Origin of the sequence: Streptomyces sp. HPF1205, from assembly GCF_020400825.1 — a bacterium.
In the GTDB taxonomy this organism is placed as follows: Bacteria; Actinomycetota; Actinomycetes; order Streptomycetales; family Streptomycetaceae; genus Actinacidiphila.
Genome location: NZ_JAINVH010000003.1, coordinates 99,862 through 117,027, shown reverse-complemented (window position 1 = coordinate 117,027; position 17,166 = coordinate 99,862). Strand labels below are relative to the sequence as shown.

At 73.6% G+C, this 17,166-nt stretch carries 11 protein-coding genes; 6 read left to right on the top strand and 5 right to left on the bottom strand.

Annotated elements, in window-relative coordinates; translation table 11 throughout:
- Positions 1 to 24: 24 nt before the first annotated feature.
- The 5 genes from K7G61_RS36290 to K7G61_RS04555 form a co-directional block, all read right to left on the bottom strand.
- Positions 25 to 1,044, bottom strand: a complete 1,020-nt coding sequence (locus K7G61_RS36290; RefSeq protein ID WP_263983890.1) for a DivIVA domain-containing protein — start codon at positions 1,042 to 1,044, stop codon at positions 25 to 27.
- 212 nt (positions 1,045 to 1,256) lie between these two features.
- Positions 1,257 to 3,851: an SUKH-4 family immunity protein gene (locus K7G61_RS04570; RefSeq protein ID WP_225845288.1), complete on the bottom strand. Its 2,595-nt coding sequence runs from the start codon at positions 3,849 to 3,851 to the stop codon at positions 1,257 to 1,259.
- A 7-nt stretch (positions 3,852 to 3,858) separates the two neighbouring features.
- A complete protein-coding gene (locus K7G61_RS04565) occupies positions 3,859 to 4,875 on the bottom strand; it encodes an SMI1/KNR4 family protein (RefSeq protein ID WP_225845287.1) in 1,017 nt (338 codons plus the stop codon).
- 281 nt (positions 4,876 to 5,156) lie between these two features.
- Positions 5,157 to 5,906 (bottom strand): hypothetical protein, encoded by a 750-nt coding sequence (locus K7G61_RS04560; protein WP_225845286.1) that lies wholly within the window; start codon positions 5,904 to 5,906, stop codon positions 5,157 to 5,159.
- Between the two features lie 207 nt (positions 5,907 to 6,113).
- Entirely contained in the window at positions 6,114 to 6,866 is a 753-nt protein-coding gene (locus tag K7G61_RS04555; protein ID WP_225845285.1) for a sensor domain-containing protein, read from the bottom strand.
- A 337-nt stretch (positions 6,867 to 7,203) separates the two neighbouring features.
- Here K7G61_RS04555 and K7G61_RS04550 point away from each other — a divergent pair, with 337 nt between their 5' ends.
- From K7G61_RS04550 to K7G61_RS04525, 6 genes are all read left to right on the top strand, one after another.
- Positions 7,204 to 7,716: a YwqJ-related putative deaminase gene (locus K7G61_RS04550; protein WP_225845284.1), complete on the top strand. Its 513-nt coding sequence runs from the start codon at positions 7,204 to 7,206 to the stop codon at positions 7,714 to 7,716.
- Positions 7,713 to 8,213 (top strand): SUKH-3 domain-containing protein, encoded by a 501-nt coding sequence (locus K7G61_RS04545; RefSeq protein WP_225845283.1) that lies wholly within the window; start codon positions 7,713 to 7,715, stop codon positions 8,211 to 8,213. Before K7G61_RS04550 ends, K7G61_RS04545 begins: the two co-directional genes overlap by 4 nt.
- A 457-nt stretch (positions 8,214 to 8,670) precedes the next feature.
- Positions 8,671 to 9,441 (top strand): ABC transporter ATP-binding protein, encoded by a 771-nt coding sequence (locus K7G61_RS04540; protein WP_374204068.1) that lies wholly within the window; start codon positions 8,671 to 8,673, stop codon positions 9,439 to 9,441.
- Positions 9,438 to 12,014 (top strand): ABC transporter permease, encoded by a 2,577-nt coding sequence (locus tag K7G61_RS04535; protein ID WP_225845281.1) that lies wholly within the window; start codon positions 9,438 to 9,440, stop codon positions 12,012 to 12,014. Before K7G61_RS04540 ends, K7G61_RS04535 begins: the two co-directional genes overlap by 4 nt.
- Positions 12,015 to 12,395: 381 nt before the next feature.
- Positions 12,396 to 15,974 carry a transcription-repair coupling factor gene (gene mfd / locus K7G61_RS04530; protein ID WP_225845280.1) on the top strand — a complete coding sequence of 1,193 codons (3,579 nt, stop codon included), beginning with the start codon at positions 12,396 to 12,398 and terminating at the stop codon, positions 15,972 to 15,974.
- Positions 15,975 to 16,057: 83 nt separating this feature from the next.
- Positions 16,058 to 17,146: a hypothetical protein gene (locus tag K7G61_RS04525; protein ID WP_225845279.1), complete on the top strand. Its 1,089-nt coding sequence runs from the start codon at positions 16,058 to 16,060 to the stop codon at positions 17,144 to 17,146.
- Positions 17,147 to 17,166: the final 20 nt, after the last annotated feature.

The window sequence follows — 17,166 nt, the reverse complement described above, 5'->3', positions numbered from 1 at the left end:
GCCCCGCGGGTGGCGCCGCGCGCCTCAGCGTCCTTCCGGGCCGGTTTCCCGGGGGCCCTGCTCCGGCGCGGTGCCGTGATCCGGCGCCGTGCCGTGTTCCGGTGGGACGCCCTGGTCCGGCAGGGAGCCCTCGGCGGGGGACTGGGCCGGGGACTGGGCGCGGCCCGTCAACTGGGCCAGCGTCGCCCGGATGTGGGCGAGGTGGGCCCGGATCTCGTCCCGGTGCTGCTCGTGCTCCCGCAACGCCCGTTCCGCCTCGCGGCGCACCCTCTCCTCGTGCACGCGGGCCTGCGCGAGCATCGCGGATGCCCGCGCCTCGGCCTCGGCCTGCTGCGCCCGCAGCGACTCCTCCGCCCCGGTCCGCTCCCGGTGCGCCGCTTCGAGGCGGCGCTCGGCGTCGGCGAGCAGTTCCCCGAGGCCGCCGTCCACGCCGGCCTCGCGCTCGGCGATCTCCCGCTCCAGCGCGTCCATCCGCTCGCGCTGCTGCGCCCGCGCCTGCGCGAATTCCTGTCCGGCGTGCTGCCGCACGGCGTCGAGGGAGCGCTCGGCCTCGCCGCGCACGGCCTCCGCCTCGGCCCGCGCCTGGGCGAGGATCTCCGCGGCCCGCGCGCAGGCCTCGTCCAGGACGGCCTCGGCCTCGTCCTCGGCCGCCCGCAGCCGTGCGGACGCGGCCGCCCGCGCCTCGTCCTGCAGGGTGCGCCGCGCGGTGTCCGCCGCGTCCCTCGCGTACTGCGCCTCCGTCTCGGCGCGGTCGCGTACCGCCGCGGCCTCCTCCTCGACCAGCCGCAGGAGTTCCGCGGCGCCTTGGCCGAGCCGGTCGAAGGCCGTGGCGCCGAGGGCGTCCACCTGCCTGCGCACGGCCGCGGATTCCGCCTCCATCTCGTTGGCCAGCACGGTCAGCCGGGCGGCCCGCTCCCACGCCGCGTCCCGGTCCTCGGACAGCTCGTCCAGGAAGCGGTCCACCTGCTCCGGCCGGTAGCCCCGGCCGCGCACGATCTCGAACCGGTCCCGTCGCTCCGCCGTAGCCGTCGTGTCATTGCTCATCGCCTCTGCCCCTCGCCGTCGGGACGCTCCGAGTCCTGGCCGCATCATCGCCCGTATATGCTCCCTATTTTTTCGCTTATGCCGGAATTGTAAGGGCCGCGACACTCCGTGCCCTGTCGACTGCCCACCCTGCGCCTACCCGGAAACGGCGGTGGGCCGGGTGGAAGGACTCCGCCTTCCACCCGGCCCACCGCCGTTTGCCGCGCGAACCGCTACAGCAACCCGTCCCACATCTGCTCGACCAGCACCGACCACCAGTTGTCGGGCGAGGCGATCGCGGCCGGGTCCTGCGCTGCCAACTGCGCCTGGAAATCGACCGTCCAGCGCCCGGCCTGCTCCGGCGTCAGCCCGATCCGCAGCCGCCACATCCTGCCCAGCAGCGCCAGGCAGCGGGCGAACTCCGGCAGGCTGGAGTTGACGAACTGCGGCGGCGCCGGCTGCCCGCCCGGCCCCGCCTCCAGCGGCACGGCCACGATGTGCGCGGTCCCGTACTGGACGCACAGTTGGCGCCCGAAGTCGTTGCCCATGACGAGGTACGAGCCCGCGTCCGCGGCCGGCAGCACTCCGCGCTGCTGGGCGAGTTCGGCGAGGGTCGGCACCGGCTGGCCCGCCTGCGCCTGCGCCCAGAAGAACGGCCCGAAGTCCACCGGCAGCCCGGCCCACACCAGCGTCTGCGCCACGATGTCCGGCACGCCCTGCCGGGACACCGCCCGCTGGTCGAACCGGAAGACGCCCTGCGGGCCGAACGCGCCCGCCAGCTCCTGCCCGATCACGTCCAGCCCCACCGGCGGCACCCGCATCACAGTGTGCGGATCCGGCATCGGCACACGCTGCGGCTGCGGACGCGCGGGCGCGCCCGCGACCTGGTGCAACTCGCCCTGGTGGGTGAGCAGGTGCTGCACGCCCTGGCGGCGGCCCGCGTGGTCCCTGCCGTAGGGCGCGGTGTGGCTGACCCGCACCTGAGGCCAGGTCTCGCGGATCATCCGCGCGCAGTACCCGCCGGGCAGGTCGCACGACTCCAGCTCGGTGTGCAGTTCGAGCACCTGCTCCGGGCGCACGTTCATCGACCGCAGCTCGTGCAGGATCTGCCACTCCGGATGCGGGGTCCCGGGCGCCGACCGGCGGATGAGCTGCTGCTCGCTGCCGTCCTGCCCCCGGTAGCGCAGCACCGCCATGTAGCCGGGCCCGACGGTCGGCACACCGCCCGGTTGCGGATAGCCGTACGCGGGCGGTGGTGGTACGGGGGCTCCGGGCGGGGTGGCGCCCATGGCGGGGGGTGGTGTGCCGGGTCCGGCGAGCATGGTGGCGGCGTAGTGCGGGTTGCCCGCGCCGGGTCCCTGGGGCGGCGGGGTGCCGGCTCCGGGCCCGGGCGGTGGCGGTGGTGGTGGTACGGGGGCGCCGGGCGGGGTGGCGCCCATGGCGGGGGGTGGTGTGCCGGGTCCGGCGAGCATGGTGGCGGCGTAGTGCGGGTTGCCCGCGCCGGGTCCTTGCGGCGGCGGGGTGCCGGCTCCGGGCCCGGGCGGTGGCGGTGGTGGTGGTACGGGGGCGCCGGGCGGGGTCGCGCCCGTTCCCGGCGGCTGGGGGCCGGCCGGGGTGGCGAGCATGGTGGCCGCGTAGTGCGGGTTGCCCGCGCCGGGCCCTTGCGGCGGCGGAGCGCCCACTCCCGGCCCCGGCGGGGGCGGTACGGGGGCGCCGGGCGACGGGGTGCCGGTTCCGGGCCCAGGCGGCGGCGTCCGGCCGTGCGACGGCTGCTGGGCCGCGGGCGCCGGCACACCGCCCCTGGGCGGGGCCTTGGCGGTCTCCAGCCCGGCGATGTCCGCGGCACCCGCCGGGGTGCCCGGCGGTGGCAACGGCACGGCCGGGCCGTTCGGCGGCGGGTAGGGCGACCCGCCGATCGTGTGCGGCACCCCCGGCCGGGGCGCGTCGGACGCTTCCTCCGGTGGGGCGATCACCGTCTTGGGCAGCGAACTGCCGCCCGGCATCAGCTCGGTCTTCGCCTCGGCGCCCTGCGGCGGCTCGTCCGGCACGTCCGCGCCCGACAGCGGGGGCGCGAACACGGTGGCCGGCACGGCCACGGACGGCCCCTGCCCGGAGTCGACCGTCTTGCCCGCCCAGCCCCCGCCGGGGGCCTCCCCGGCCTGCCCGGCGGCCGGCCGCGGCACGCCGCCGCCCGTGTCCGTACCGCTTTCCCTGCCGCTCTCCGTGCCGCTGGGGACGGGCGCGGCGGAGGGGCCGGACGGGGTGTCCGGCGACGGCACGGGGGAGGAGGCGGGCGAGCCGCCGGACGGTGAGCCGCCACCAGGTTGCGGGGCACCGGGGTGCGGGGCGCCAAGGTGCGAGGCAGCGGGCTGCGGGGCGCCAGGCTGCGAAGCACCGGGTTGCGGGGCGCCGGACGGCTCGGGGGAGGACGCGTCCGGTGCCGGTGTGCGGCGATCCGGGATGCCCATCCGGTCCGCCGCGTCCTGCAGCCATTGCGGCGGACTGAGCAGGAAGGAGGTGGCTTCCAGGTCGATGCGCTGGGGCGGCGCGGGGGGCGCGTCGCTGGGAGCGGGGCCGTACTCCTCCTCGTAACGGCGGATCAGCTCGCCGATGGGCAGGCCGGGCCACAAGGTGGCCTCGCCGCTGTCGCGGGCGATGATGACGCGGACCGTCCCGTCGTCGGAGGACGGGCCGCCCTCACGCGCCTCGGACCAGACCACGAAACCCGACTCGAACTCGCGGACCCGGATCTCGCGGCTCTCGTAGCCGGACACGTCGCCGTTGACCCAGCGCTCCGCGCGTTCCTGCGCCTGTGCGAATGTCACCATGCCCGGCTCACCCCTCCTCGGCCACGGGTACGGCCACGGCGAAGCCGCCGTCGACCATCAAATTGGCCACCGTCTCCAGCTCCGGCGGGTTGCCCGCCAGCCGCAGCAGGAAGTCGTCCAGCGTGTCGCCGCAGTTCAGCAGCAGTTCGGCGACCCGGTCTGCGGGGTCGGCCCAGCGGTCGCCGTCGCGCAGGTCGTCGTAGGCGCAGAACCACACCGAGCCGGTCCGCTCGCCCTTCACCTTGACCGCCAGCAGTCCGCCCTGGACGTAGGCGATCGCCAGATAGTCCTTGGTGAGGTGGTCGCGCAGGCACTTGTTGACGTAGACGAGGTCGTTCACGGCCGCGTCCTCGCGGACGGTGAAGAACGGCTGGTCGATCAGCAGCCCCAGCTCCGGGTCGAGCGCGACGCCCTTGGGCGCGCAGCCGCCGGCCGCCTTGAGGAACGTGCGGTACGCGCCCGGCAGCCGGTAGCCCAGCTCCTCCTCGACCTCGCGCACCCGCGCCTCGGTCACCGCCAGCGGGTCCTTGGGCAGGCCGAAGTGCACCGGGCGGGTCTCCTGCAGCGGACGGGTGCCGCGCTTGCCGTGGTCCGCGGTTGATGTCGCCAGCCCCCCGTGGTGCCGCAGCAGCGCCTTGACCTCGACGGGTATCAGCTCCAGGCGGCGCGTGCCGGGCACGTGGTGCCAGGTCCAGCCGTGCGGGGTGGCCACCGAGGGCAGGCTCGCCCACAGTTCGTGGCCGGCGGCGTGCAGCGCGGCGTTGGCCGAGACGTAGTCGGTCAGGCGCAGTTCGTCCACGCCGAAGCCCTCGGGCGGTTCGGCGATCTCGGCGGCGGCGCGGGCGTAGGCCGAGAAATCGGGCAGGCCCCGCTCGTCCATCCACACGCCGCGCGGATGGCGTGCGGCCCGGACCGGATCCGGGAAGTGCACGACCTGCCCGGCGTAGGCCGCGTTGGGCGGCGCGGGTCGTCCCCCGGCCCCGGGACCGGGAGGCGCTCCCAGCCCTTGCGGACCTGTCGTCATGGCTGTTGCCCCCTGCTGCGTCCGGCTGATGAACGTAAGCCTAGGGGGTCCGGCGACCCAGGTGTCCGCCCCGGGGGCGGCCGGGCGTCCGCCCGTGGCGGGCCGGCGTGCAGGGGGTGGCGGGGGGGCGTGCGCCGCGCCCGCGCGTTCCGTACCACCTCGTCCTCCGGGGCGCCGCCCCGCACCCGCGGCGGCTCGCGTCCCGGGTGGCGGCCCGCGTCCTGGGCGGCGGCTGCGTCCCCTAGGCCTCTCGGGCGTCGCCCCTGCGGCTTCCCCAGGCGCTACTTCGCCTTCGCCGCGCCCTTTGCCGCGGCCCGCAGTTTCGCCACCTGCTTCAGCGGGATCGCCGCCCGCAGGACGGCCGGCTGGTGGTCCTGGCGGACCGTCTCGTACGCGGCGGTGGTGTCGCCGACGCGCACCACCGTCACCAGGACGATGCCGGCGGCGCCCCGCGAGGTGTCCGCGACGGTGTACGTGACCTGCTGGTCGCCCATGGGCGCGCCAGAGGAAGGGGCAGGCTGCACACTGAAGGTGCTCGCCACCTTGTTGCGGGTGACTGTGTAGTTGTGGCACGCGGCCAATGCGGCGGTCAGCTCGTCCAGGACCGCCTTGGCCTCGCCGGGCGCATAGGAGGCGATCACCTCCAGCGAGATGGTCTTGGACGCCTTCACCTTGGTCGCGGTGTCGGTGACCATGCCGCCGGAGTAGACCTGCCTGGCGTGCTTGGCCTTCTCGCTCCACTGGTCGGCGATCGGCTGGCAGGCCCGGGGCTCGGCCGTCACCTCGGCGCCCAGCAACTGGGCCTTGTCGGCGGCCGGCACCACCGTGACGTCGGGGACGTCGGAGTTCGCCAGCAGCGCGCGGCTGAACTTCGCCGTGGGGGACGAGTCCTTGTTCTCTTTCCTCGACGGGTCCGATGCCGACGAGCCCCCGCCGCAGGCGGCGGTCAGGGCGAGGGCGGGCAGCAGGGCGGCGGCCACCAGGACCGTGCGGCTACTGGTGAGTAGACGACTGCGTGCGCGTATCGGCATCGGTGTGTTCCCCATGGTCGTGTTCGCGGTGGCGTCCGCCCCCGGGCCTGGCGGGTGACGGCTCGCTGCCGCGCGACTTTACGGCACCGGGCCCGCGCTTCCCCCTGTGCGGCTGCTCACAGCCCATGATTCGCGCGGTCGCGCGACAAGGGCGCGGGTCCGGTGCCGGGCGCCGATCTCACCCGATCGGGTGAGCGGGCGCTCCCGTCAACGCTGCTTGGCCAGCACCGCCCGCAGCTTGGCGTCCTGCTTGCGGGCCACGTCGACGGGTACCTCGCCCGCCCCGCCGGACGCCTTGACCGACAGGTAGGCGGTCACCGTGTCACCGGTCTGGACGACGGTGACGAGGGCGGCCCCGGTCTTCTTGTCGGCCGCGTCCGTCATCACATAGGACACGGCCGCGTCCCCGGTGGGCACCGCCGGCCCCTTGGCGACCCGGAACGGCGTCTTGGTGCCGGTGTTGTCGATCGCGGTGAACGAGGTGCATTGGCCCAGTGCCGTCCGGACCGCGTCGATGACCTTGTGCGCGTCGCCCGGCGCGTGGCTGGCGACCAGCATCTGGTTGATGGCGTCCGGCCTGCTCTTGGTCGTGCTGCGGGCGAAGGCGGCGCCGACGTACGCCATGCGGTGGATCTTCGGGTCGCTGCTGGTGACGTCGGCCAGCGGCTGGCACTGCGGGCGGTCCGCGGTGAGCGTGGCGGTCTCGGCCGGCCGGTCGGTCTGCGACGGCTGGACGATCCAGCCGGGCAGGTCCTGGTCGGTGACCAGGGCCTTGGCCAACTGGGCCTTGCTCAGCGGGGCCTTGCCGGTGAGGACCGACCTCGCCGAGGGAGTGCCGCCGCTGCCGTCGGTGCCGCCACCGGACCCGGAGGAGCAGCCGGACGCGAGCAGCAGGGCGGGCAGCAGCAGGGGGAGGAGGGCGGCGGTCCGGCCGGCGGCCGGGGTGCGGATCGAGCGCATCGTCGTACGTCCTTGGTCTACGGGTGGGGGGATCCCGTGGTCTAACGGGCCGAAGGGCCCGCGGGTGCGGGCCGGAGCCGATCCTCCCGGTTCGCCCCGCCGGACGGCAACGCCGCATGCCTCCCCGGCCCCGGCGCGCGCACCCTGTGTCACCGCTCCGATGTGTGCACATCCTGTGTCCGCGTTGCCGACGGACCGTCACATCACGGTGACATACCCCACACAGGATGGGCGGGGCCGCGCGTTCGGCTTCCCCATTCGACGGCGGGTTTGGCAGTCTGATCGCCATAGGGGGGTGCCCGCCGGGGGCGGGTGGACGGAGGGACGCTACGACACCATGACGACGACGCACCCGCGGGCGGCCGCGCCCGCCGATCCCAGGCTGACCTGGAGCACCGTCCGCGACCCCGCGGGGCCGCCGGTCCTGCGGCACCGCAGGGACGGCATCCTGCCCGCGGTCGCGGCCGCCCTGTCGGTCCGCGACGACGTGCTGTCGTGCACGGGTGCCAAGGGGGAACAGGCGCCCGAACTCCACCCGATCGTGCGGGACTTCCTGGACGCGCTGCCGGTCGCCCAGCGTGAGCGCTTCACCGGCCGGTGCCCCGAACCGGTGCTCATTTCCCGCCACCTGTCCGCCGTCGAGGCGAACCGGAGCAAGCGCGCCGCCCGCAGACCGCTCACGCAGAGCGAGGCCCGCAAGGCGCTGCGCGGCGCGAAGCTGACGGCCCGCCGGATACGGGAGGACGGCGACCCCGCGCACGGCACCTACGCGCCGCCGTGCCGCTCCTGCGCGCCCCTGCTCGCCCACTTCGGGGTGCGGGCGGTCGACCCGGGCGCGGAACGCGCATGACGGGCCCCTCGGTGCCGGACGCCACGCGCTTCCCGGTCGGCGTGGACGCCGCCCTGCGCGCCGCGGGCTGGCGGCCCGGCCGCTGGGACATGGTGCGCGCCGAGCAGTGGGCCGACCGGCTGCGCGCCCACGTTTCCCCCGGCGGCCACCGCCACGCCGTCTTCCCGGCCGCGGTCGAGGCGTGGGCGGAGTTCGGCGGCCTGGCGATCCCCGCGACCGCAGGTCCCGGCCGGCAGGTCGCCCCTTCCGGAGTCGTGATCGACCCGATGCGCGGGCTGCACCTCGCCCGCACCTTCGGCGACCTCGGCCGCGCCTTGGAGACCGAGGTCGGCCCGCTCGGCGAGGAGCCCGACTCCGGCGCCCTGCTCGCCATCGACGCCGAGGGCAGGGTCTACGCGGTCGACCACACCGGCGACTGGTACGCCGGCCCCGACATCGACCGCGCCCTGACCGCCCTGCTCGGCGGGCTTCGGCCGGTGCGCCTGACCACGGGCTGAGGCCCTCCCGTGCCCGGCCCCCGTACTTCCGTATGAGCCTGAAGTAGCGATCCCCTAGGGGTGACGACCTACTTTGGGGGTCCCGCGGTTCGTACCGGCGGATGACGATGGCGGCCCGTGCGGCCCGTAGTTTCGTAGGGAGGGGTGGCGGCCCCACCCCGGCGAAGGGTGGTGCTACCCCCACCCCCCGAACGGAGACCTTCCCCATCGCGGCGTGCCGCGACTTCCAGCAGGCTCTTGTACGGGCGCCGACGACCGGTGACCGCGACAGGCGGCCGACCGCGACGTCCGACCACGCCCCACGAGAACCGAACGAACCGAACGAACCGACGACCGGCCGACCGACGGACCGACCGACCGACGGACCGACCGACCGATGACCGAAGACAAACGGGAGACAGCAGTGACAACGCCAGTGAGGGTTCCCAAGGCCGGGGGCAGCGGAGAGCGCTCGGCGATTGCCGCGGCCGGTCGGGCGGTGACGAAGGCGTACGGCAGCGGCGAGACGCGGGTGCTGGCCCTGGACGCGGTGGACGTGGACATCGCCCGCGGCCGGTTCACCGCGATCATGGGCCCCTCGGGCTCCGGCAAGTCGACCCTCATGCACTGCCTGGCCGGGCTCGACACGGTCAGCGAGGGCCGGATCTGGATCGGCGACACCGAGATCACCGGCCTGAAGGACAAGAAGCTCACCCAGCTGCGCCGGGACAAGATCGGCTTCATCTTCCAGTCCTTCAACCTGCTGCCGACCCTCAACGCGGCGGAGAACATCACCCTTCCGATGGACATCGCCGGCCGCCGGGTGGACCGCGACTGGCTGGACCGCGTGGTGGAGACCGTCGGCCTGGCCGGCCGGCTCAAGCACCGCCCCAACCAGCTCTCCGGCGGCCAGCAGCAGCGCGTGGCGGTGGCCAGGGCGCTCGCCGCCCGCCCCGAGATCATCTTCGGCGACGAGCCGACCGGAAACCTTGACTCCCGGGCCGGCGCCGAGATCCTCGGCTTCCTGCGCCGCTCGGTGGACGAACTCGGCCAGACCATCGTCATGGTCACCCACGACCCGGTCGCGGCCTCGTACGCCGACCGTGTGCTCTACCTGGCGGACGGCCGGATCGTGGACGAGATGCTCAGTCCCACCGCCGAGTCCGTGCTGGAGCGCATGCTGCGCTTCCAGCCGGGCGGCGACCCCCGTACCCCCGGTGACAGCGACGGCCGCGGGAGGGCGTCGTGACCGTCCTGAAGACCTCGGTGCGCAACTTCCTCGCGCACAAGGGCAGGATGGTCCTGTCCATGATCGCCGTCCTGCTGTCGGTGGCGTTCGTCTGCGGCACCCTGGTGTTCACCGACACCATGACCGCCACCTTCGACAAGCTCTTCGGCTCCACCGCCTCCGACGTCACCATCAGCGCCAAGAAGGTGGACGACGCCCAGAGGACCGGCATCCCGGACACCGTGCCGGCCTCCCTGCAGCGCACGCTCGTCCACGTCCGGGGCGTCGCCCAGTCCGACCCCGACGTCACCAGTCAGGACGTCACGGTCGCGGACACGAAGAACGACAGCATCAGCCCCTCGTCCGGCGCCCCCACCATCGTCAGCAACTGGGACCCGACCGAGACCCGGGCCGTCGACATCACCTCCGGCCACGTCCCGTCGAACGGCACCCAGGCCGTCCTGGACAAGGACACCGCCGACAAGCACCACCTGAAGATCGGCGACCGGCTGCGGATCATCGCCGAGCCCGGCGACTTCGACGTCACCATCTCCGGCATCGCCACCTTCAAGACCACCAACCCGGGCGCGGCCGTCGTCTACATCGACACCGCCACCGCCCAGGCCCGGCTGCTCGGCAACACCCACGCCTACACCGGCTTCGGCCTCACGGCGGCCAAGGGCGTCACGGACGACCAGCTCAAGGCCGACGTCAAGGCGGCCATCGGCAGCCACTACACGATCGACACGGCCGCCGAGACCAAGAAGAAGGACAAGGACGACGTCGGCGGCTTCCTGAACTTCATGAAGTACGCGATGCTCGGCTTCGCCGGCATCTCCGTCCTGGTCGGCGTCTTCCTCATCGTCAACACCTTCTCGATGCTCGTCGCCCAGCGCACCCGCGAGATCGGGCTGATGCGGGCGCTCGGCTCCAGCCGCCGGCAGATCAACCGGTCGGTGCTGTTCGAGGCGGTGCTGCTCGGCGTCACCGGCTCGCTGCTCGGCATAGGCGGCGGCATCGGGCTGGCCATCGGGCTGATGAAGCTGATGGGCAAGGCCGGCATGAAGCTGGACACCTCCGAGCTGACGGTCAAGGCGACCACCCCGATCGTGGGCCTGGCCATCGGCGTCGTCGTCACCCTGCTGTCCGCCTACATCCCCGCCCGACGGGCCGGGAAGATCTCCCCGATGGCCGCGCTGAGGGACGCCGGCACCCCCGCCGACGGCAGGGCCGGCCGGATCCGCGCCGCGGTCGGCGTCCTGGTGAGCGCCGCCGGCGTGCTCGCCCTGGTCGGCGCCGCGAAGGCGGACAAGGCGTCCTCGGGCGGCGGACTGCTGGGCCTGGGCGTGCTGCTGTCCCTGATCGGCTTCGTGATCGTCGGCCCGCTGCTGGCCGGCGCGATCGTACGGGTGGTCAGCGCGGTGGTGCTGCGCTTCTTCGGACCCGTCGGACGGCTCGCCGAGCGCAACGCGCTGCGCAACCCGCGCCGTACCGGAGCGACCGCCTCCGCCCTGATGATCGGCCTGGCTCTGGTGGCCGGCATGTCGGTGGTCGGCTCCTCGATGGTGGCCTCCGCCGACGACCAGCTCGACACCTCCGTCGGCGCGGACTTCATCATGCAGTCCGGCATGGGCGACATGCCGATCACCCCGGCGGCCGTCAGCGCGCTGAAGTCCGTGCAGGCCGGCGGCCTCGTCGAGCGGTACACCAACTACACGATGATCAACGCCAGGCTGGTGCTGCCCTCGGGGAAGTCGGTGGTCAAGTCGCTGAGCGCGGCGGACCCCACGTACCCGCAGGACCTGCGGCTGAAGACCACCGCCGGCAAGCTGACCGACGCCTACAAGGCCGACGCCATGTCGGTGCCCGAGGGCTTCGCCAAGGACAACCACCTGAAGGTGGGCGACACCCTCGCGGTGACGCCGACCTCGGGCCGCACCGCCCACCTGAGGATCGCCGCGATCACCAGCGACGACACGTCCATCGAGCACGGCTCGATGTTCATCAGCACCGCCACCGCCCGGCAGTACCTGCCACCGAACAAGATGCCCGGCGACTTCATGCTCTTCGCCAAGGCGGCGAGCGGCAAGCAGGACCAGGCGTACGCGGCGCTCAAGGCCGCGGTCAAGGACTACCCGCAGATCAAGGTCCGCGACCAGGCCGACTACAAGGACCTCATCCACAAGCAGGTCAACCAGCTGCTCTACATGATCTACGGGCTGCTGGGCCTGGCGATCATCGTGGCCATCCTCGGCGTGGTCAACACCCTCGCGCTGTCGGTCGTCGAGCGGACCCGGGAGATCGGCCTGGTGCGGGCGATCGGGATGTCGCGGCGGCAGCTTCGCCGGATGATCCGGCTGGAGTCGGTGGTCATCGCCCTGTTCGGCGCGCTGGTCGGCCTGGGCCTGGGCCTGGGCTGGGGCTCCACCGCCCAGCAGGTGCTGGCCACCCAGGGGCTGGGCATCCTGCGCATCCCGTGGCCGACGATCATCACCGTCTTCGTCGGCTCGGCCGTCGTCGGTCTGCTGGCCGCGCTGCTGCCGGCCTTCCGGGCGGGGCGGATGAACGTGCTGAACGCGATCGCGACGGATTGATGCCGACGGATTGATGCCGACGGATTGACCGATACCGATGGAGTGTGATGCCGACGGATTGATCGCGACGGGCTGACCGGAACGGATTGCCGGGACGGACCGACCCCGACGGATCGATGGCGGCCACGGCGGCCCCGGAGCGCGGAACCCCGCGCTCCGGGGCCGCCGTGCGTACTCCTCGGCCCCTCCTCTGCCATCGTCGGCCATCCTCGTCCGCCGGATGTCCGCGGCACGTCGTAGGCTGGTGGACCCCGGCCCGTGACACGTGTCGGGCGGTTCGCGTTGCCCGCGGGGCGGCGCGGGCCGGTGCAGCCCCGTACGCCCCCGTACGCGCGCCCCCGGGCGGCCGCGTACGCGAATCCTCCGGGACGGAATACCCACATGAGTCTGAACGGTCTGGTCGACGTCGTCGCCGAGGACGCCGCCCTCGCCGAAGCGGTGGAAGCCGCCGCCTCCGGCGCCCGGCCGCAGGTGGACCTGGTCGGCCCGCCCGCCGCCCGGCCCCTGGTCGTCGCGGCCCTGGCCGCGCGTGCCCGCCGTACCGTACTCGCGGTCACCGCGACCGGCCGGGAGACCGAGGACCTCGCGGCGAGCCTGCGCTCGATGCTGCCGCCGGACGCGGTGGTGGAGTTCCCGGCGTGGGAGACGTTGCCGCACGAGCGGCTGTCCCCGCGCAGTGACACCGTCGGCCGGCGGCTGGCCGTGCTGCGCCGGCTGGCCCATCCGCGAGCCGACGACCCGGCGGCGGGACCCGTGCAGGTCGTCGTCGCCCCCATCCGCTCGGTGCTCCAGCCGCAGGTCAAGGGGCTCGGCGACCTGGAGCCCGTGGCCCTGGCCACCGGGCGGAGCGCCGACCTGCAGGAGGTGGTCGACGCCCTGGCCGCGGCCGCGTACTCCCGGGTGGAGCTGGTCGAGAAGCGCGGCGAGTTCGCGGTGCGCGGCGGCATCCTGGACGTCTTCCCGCCCACCGAGGAGCACCCGCTGCGGGTGGAGTTCTGGGGCGACGACGTTGAGGAGATCCGCTACTTCAAGGTCGCCGACCAGCGCTCCCTGGAGGTGGCCGAGCACGGCCTGTGGGCACCGCCGTGCCGCGAGCTGCTGCTCACCGACGAGGTGCGGGCCCGCGCCGCCGTTCTCGCGGGCGAGCACCCCGAACTGGCCGAGCTCCTCGACAAGATCGCCGAGGGCATCGCGGTCGAGGGCATGGAGTCGCTCGCCCCGGTCCTGGTCGACGACATGGAGCTGCTGCTGGACGTCCTGCCGGCCGGGTCGATGACCGTCGTGTGCGACCCGGAACGGGTGCGTACCAGGGCCGCCGACCTGGTGGCGACCTCGCGGGAGTTCCTGGAGGCGTCGTGGGCGGCCTCCGCGGGCGGCGGCAAGGCGCCGATCGACCTGGGCGCCGCCTCGCTGCGCTCGATCGCGGACATCCGCGACCACGCCCGCGAGCTGGGCGTCCCGTGGTGGTCGGTGAGCCCGTTCGCGGCCGACGAGGGCCACGAGGCGACGTACGAGGGGCGGCTGATCGGGCCCGAGCTGGAGTTCGGCGACACCCTGCGGCTGGGCATGCGCGCGCCCGAGCTGTACCGCGGCGACACCGCCCGGGCACTGGCCGACACCAAGGGGTGGCTGGCCGAGGGGTGGCGGGCGGTCTTCGTCACCGAGGGGCACGGACCGGCCGCCCGTATGATCGAGGTACTCGGCGGCGAGGGCATCGCGGCCCGCGCCGGCGCGGACCTCGGCGACCTCGCGCCCTCCGTGGTCCACGTGGCGACCGGCTCGCTGGAGCACGGCTTCGTCGACCCCTCCCTGAAGCTCGCCGTCCTGACCGAGACCGACCTGTCCGGCCAGAAGTCCTCGACCAAGGACATGGGCCGCATGCCGTCCCGGCGGCGCAAGACCATCGACCCGCTCACCCTGGTCAGCGGCGACTACATCGTGCACGAGCAGCACGGCGTCGGCCGCTACGTGGAGATGGTCCAGCGCACGGTGCAGGGCGCCACCCGCGAGTACCTGGTGGTCGAGTACGCACCGGCCAAGCGCGGCCAGCCCGGCGACCGGCTGTTCGTCCCCACCGACCAGCTCGAACAGATCACCAAGTACGTGGGTGGCGAGGCGCCCTCGCTGCACCGGCTCGGCGGCGCAGACTGGACCAAGACCAAGGCGCGGGCGAAGAAGGCCGTCAAGGAGATCGCGGCCGACCTCATCCGGTTGTACTCGGCGCGGATGGCCGCCCCCGGCCACTCCTTCGGGCCCGACACGCCCTGGCAGCGCGAACTGGAGGACGCCTTCCCGTACGCGGAGACGCCCGACCAGCTCACCACCATCGCCGAGGTCAAGGAGGACATGGAGAAGTCCGTGCCCATGGACCGGCTGATCTGCGGCGACGTGGGCTACGGCAAGACGGAGATCGCGGTGCGCGCGGCCTTCAAGGCGGTCCAGGACGGCAAGCAGGTGGCCGTGCTCGTGCCGACCACGCTGCTGGTGCAGCAGCACTTCGGCACCTTCTCCGAGCGGTACGCCCAGTTCCCGGTCAACGTGCGGGCGCTGTCGCGGTTCCAGACCGACACCGAGGCGAAGGCGGTGCTCGAAGGGCTGCGGGACGGCTCGGTGGACGTGGTCATCGGCACCCACCGGCTGTTCGCCTCCGAGACCCGGTTCCGCGACCTGGGCCTGGTCATCGTGGATGAGGAGCAGCGGTTCGGCGTCGAGCACAAGGAGCAGCTGAAGAAGCTGCGGGCCAACGTGGACGTGCTCACCATGTCGGCGACCCCGATCCCGCGCACCCTGGAGATGGCCGTCACCGGCATCCGCGAGATGTCGACCATCACCACCCCGCCGGAGGAGCGGCACCCGGTGCTGACCTTCGTCGGCCCGTACGAGGAGAAGCAGATCGGCGCCGCGATCCGCCGCGAACTGCTGCGCGAGGGGCAGGCCTTCTACATCCACAACCGGGTGGAGTCCATCGACCGCGCGGCGGCGCGGCTGCGCGAGATCGTGCCCGAGGCGCGGATCGCCACCGCGCACGGGCAGATGGGCGAGTCCCAGCTCGAACAGGTGGTCGTGGACTTCTGGGAGAAGAAGTTCGACGTGCTGGTGTCGACCACGATCGTGGAGTCCGGAATCGACATCTCCAACGCCAACACCCTGATCGTGGAGCGCGGCGACACGTTCGGCCTGTCCCAGCTCCACCAGTTGCGCGGCCGGGTCGGCCGCTCGCGGGAGCGGGGCTACGCCTACTTCCTCTACCCGCCGGAGAAGCCGCTGACCGAGACCGCGCACGAGCGGCTGGCCACCATCGCCCAGCACACCGAGATGGGCGCGGGCATGTACGTGGCCATGAAGGACCTGGAGATCCGCGGCGCGGGCAACCTGCTGGGCGGCGAGCAGTCCGGCCACATCGCGGGCGTCGGCTTCGACCTGTACGTACGGATGGTGGGCGAGGCCGTCGCCGACTACCGCTCCGCGCTGGAGGCGGGGGGCGGGGAGCCGGAGCAGGCGCCGCTCGAAGTCAAGATCGAGCTCCCGGTCGACGCGCACGTGCCGCACGACTACGCGCCCGGTGAGCGGCTGCGCCTGCAGGCGTACCGCTCCATCGCGGCCGTGGCCAGTGAGGAGGACGTCGCCGCCGTCCGCGAGGAGCTGACCGACCGGTACGGCAAGCTGCCCGAACCGGTGGAGAACCTGCTCCTCGTGGCGGGGCTGCGGCTGCTGGCCCGCAAGGTGGGCGTCAGCGACATCACCCTGCAGGGCGCGAACATCCGCTTCGGCCCGGTCGAGCTGCGTGAGTCGCAGGAGCTGCGGCTGGGCCGCCTCTACCCGCGCTCGGTGATCAAGCACGCGACCAAGCAGGTGCTGGTGCCGCGGCCGACCACCGCCCGGGTCGGCGGGAAGCCGGTGGTGGGACGGGAACTGCTCCAGTGGACGGCGGAGTTCCTGACGGCGGTGCTGGGCGGTTGACGGCCCGGGAGGTTCCCGGCCGGCCGGCGGTCGGCGCGCCCCGGCCCTCGTGGACGGGGCACGCCGGCGCATAGGGTGCGGCCGTGACGATCACGGGCAAGGGCACCAACGTCCGGCCGCTCGCTCCCGGCCGGTGCGCCCGGCTGATGGTGGCCGACATCGACGGCGGGCGGCCGCGGTTGGTGTACGAGACGAGGGACAGCGCCCTGGAAGCGCCCAACTGGTCGCCCGACGGGCGCTGGCTGGTGTTCAACCAGGACGGGCTGCTGCTGCGGGTCCCGGCCCCGGCAGGGGAGGCGGCCGGACCGGAGGGAGCGGCCGGACCGGAGGCGGGGGCCGGGCGGGAGGCGGGGGCCGAAGCAGCGGGGGAGGCCAGGGCTCGCGCGGCGGCCGCACCGGAGGCCGGGGCCGGGGCCGGGGCCGGGCGGGCAGGCTACGGGCCGGAGGTCATCGACCGCGGGCCGGAGGTCATTGATTCGGGCGGGATCACCGACGCCAACAACGACCACCTCCTGTCGCCGGACGGCCGCACTCTCTACCTTTCGGCGGGTGACGGCCACATCCACGCCGTACCGTTCGAGGGCGGTCCGGCCCGCCGGGTCACCAACGACCACGCGCCCGGCCCCTTCCGTCACTTCCTGCACGGCATCTCGCCCGACGGCCGCACCCTGGCCTACGTGGGCGTCGAACCGTACGGCGGCGACGACTGGGGCTACCGCAACATCTTCACCATCCCGGCCGCCGGCGGCCCCGACACCCGCCTCACCGACAGCCCCGCCCCGGCCGACGGACCCGAATTCGGCCCGGACGGGGACTGGATCTACTTCAACTCCGAGCACGGCGCGGCCGCCCCCGGCCACGCGCAGCTCTTCCGGATGCGCCCCGACGGCTCCGGCCTGACCCGGCTCACCTCCGACGAGCGCGTCAACTGGTTCCCGCACCCCTCACCCGACGGCCGCCACATCCTCTACGTCAGCTTCCCGCCGGGCACGCAGGGCCATCCCGCCGACCGCGAGGTGATCCTGCGCCGCATCGAACCGGACGGCGGCACCCCGAGGGACGTCCTCACCCTCTTCGGTGGCCAAGGCACCCTCAACGTCAACAGCTGGGCCCCCGACAGCCGCCGCTTCGCCTACGTCGACTACCCCGTCCACTCCTTGGCCACGCCCTGACCCCGTCCTCCCCCCCCTCG

Excerpts from the sequence above, each read along its gene's own strand:
- K7G61_RS36290 (WP_263983890.1), bottom strand. The coding sequence starts at position 1,044 with ATGAGCAATGACACGACGGCTACGGCGGAGCGACGGGACCGGTTCGAG.
- K7G61_RS04570 (WP_225845288.1), bottom strand. The coding sequence starts at position 3,851 with ATGGTGACATTCGCACAGGCGCAGGAACGCGCGGAGCGCTGGGTCAAC.
- K7G61_RS04565 (WP_225845287.1), bottom strand. The coding sequence starts at position 4,875 with ATGACGACAGGTCCGCAAGGGCTGGGAGCGCCTCCCGGTCCCGGGGCC.
- K7G61_RS04560 (WP_225845286.1), bottom strand. The coding sequence starts at position 5,906 with ATGCCGATACGCGCACGCAGTCGTCTACTCACCAGTAGCCGCACGGTC.
- K7G61_RS04555 (WP_225845285.1), bottom strand. The coding sequence starts at position 6,866 with ATGCGCTCGATCCGCACCCCGGCCGCCGGCCGGACCGCCGCCCTCCTC.
- K7G61_RS04550 (WP_225845284.1), top strand. The coding sequence starts at position 7,204 with ATGACGACGACGCACCCGCGGGCGGCCGCGCCCGCCGATCCCAGGCTG.
- K7G61_RS04545 (WP_225845283.1), top strand. The coding sequence starts at position 7,713 with ATGACGGGCCCCTCGGTGCCGGACGCCACGCGCTTCCCGGTCGGCGTG.
- mfd (WP_225845280.1), top strand. The coding sequence starts at position 12,396 with ATGAGTCTGAACGGTCTGGTCGACGTCGTCGCCGAGGACGCCGCCCTC.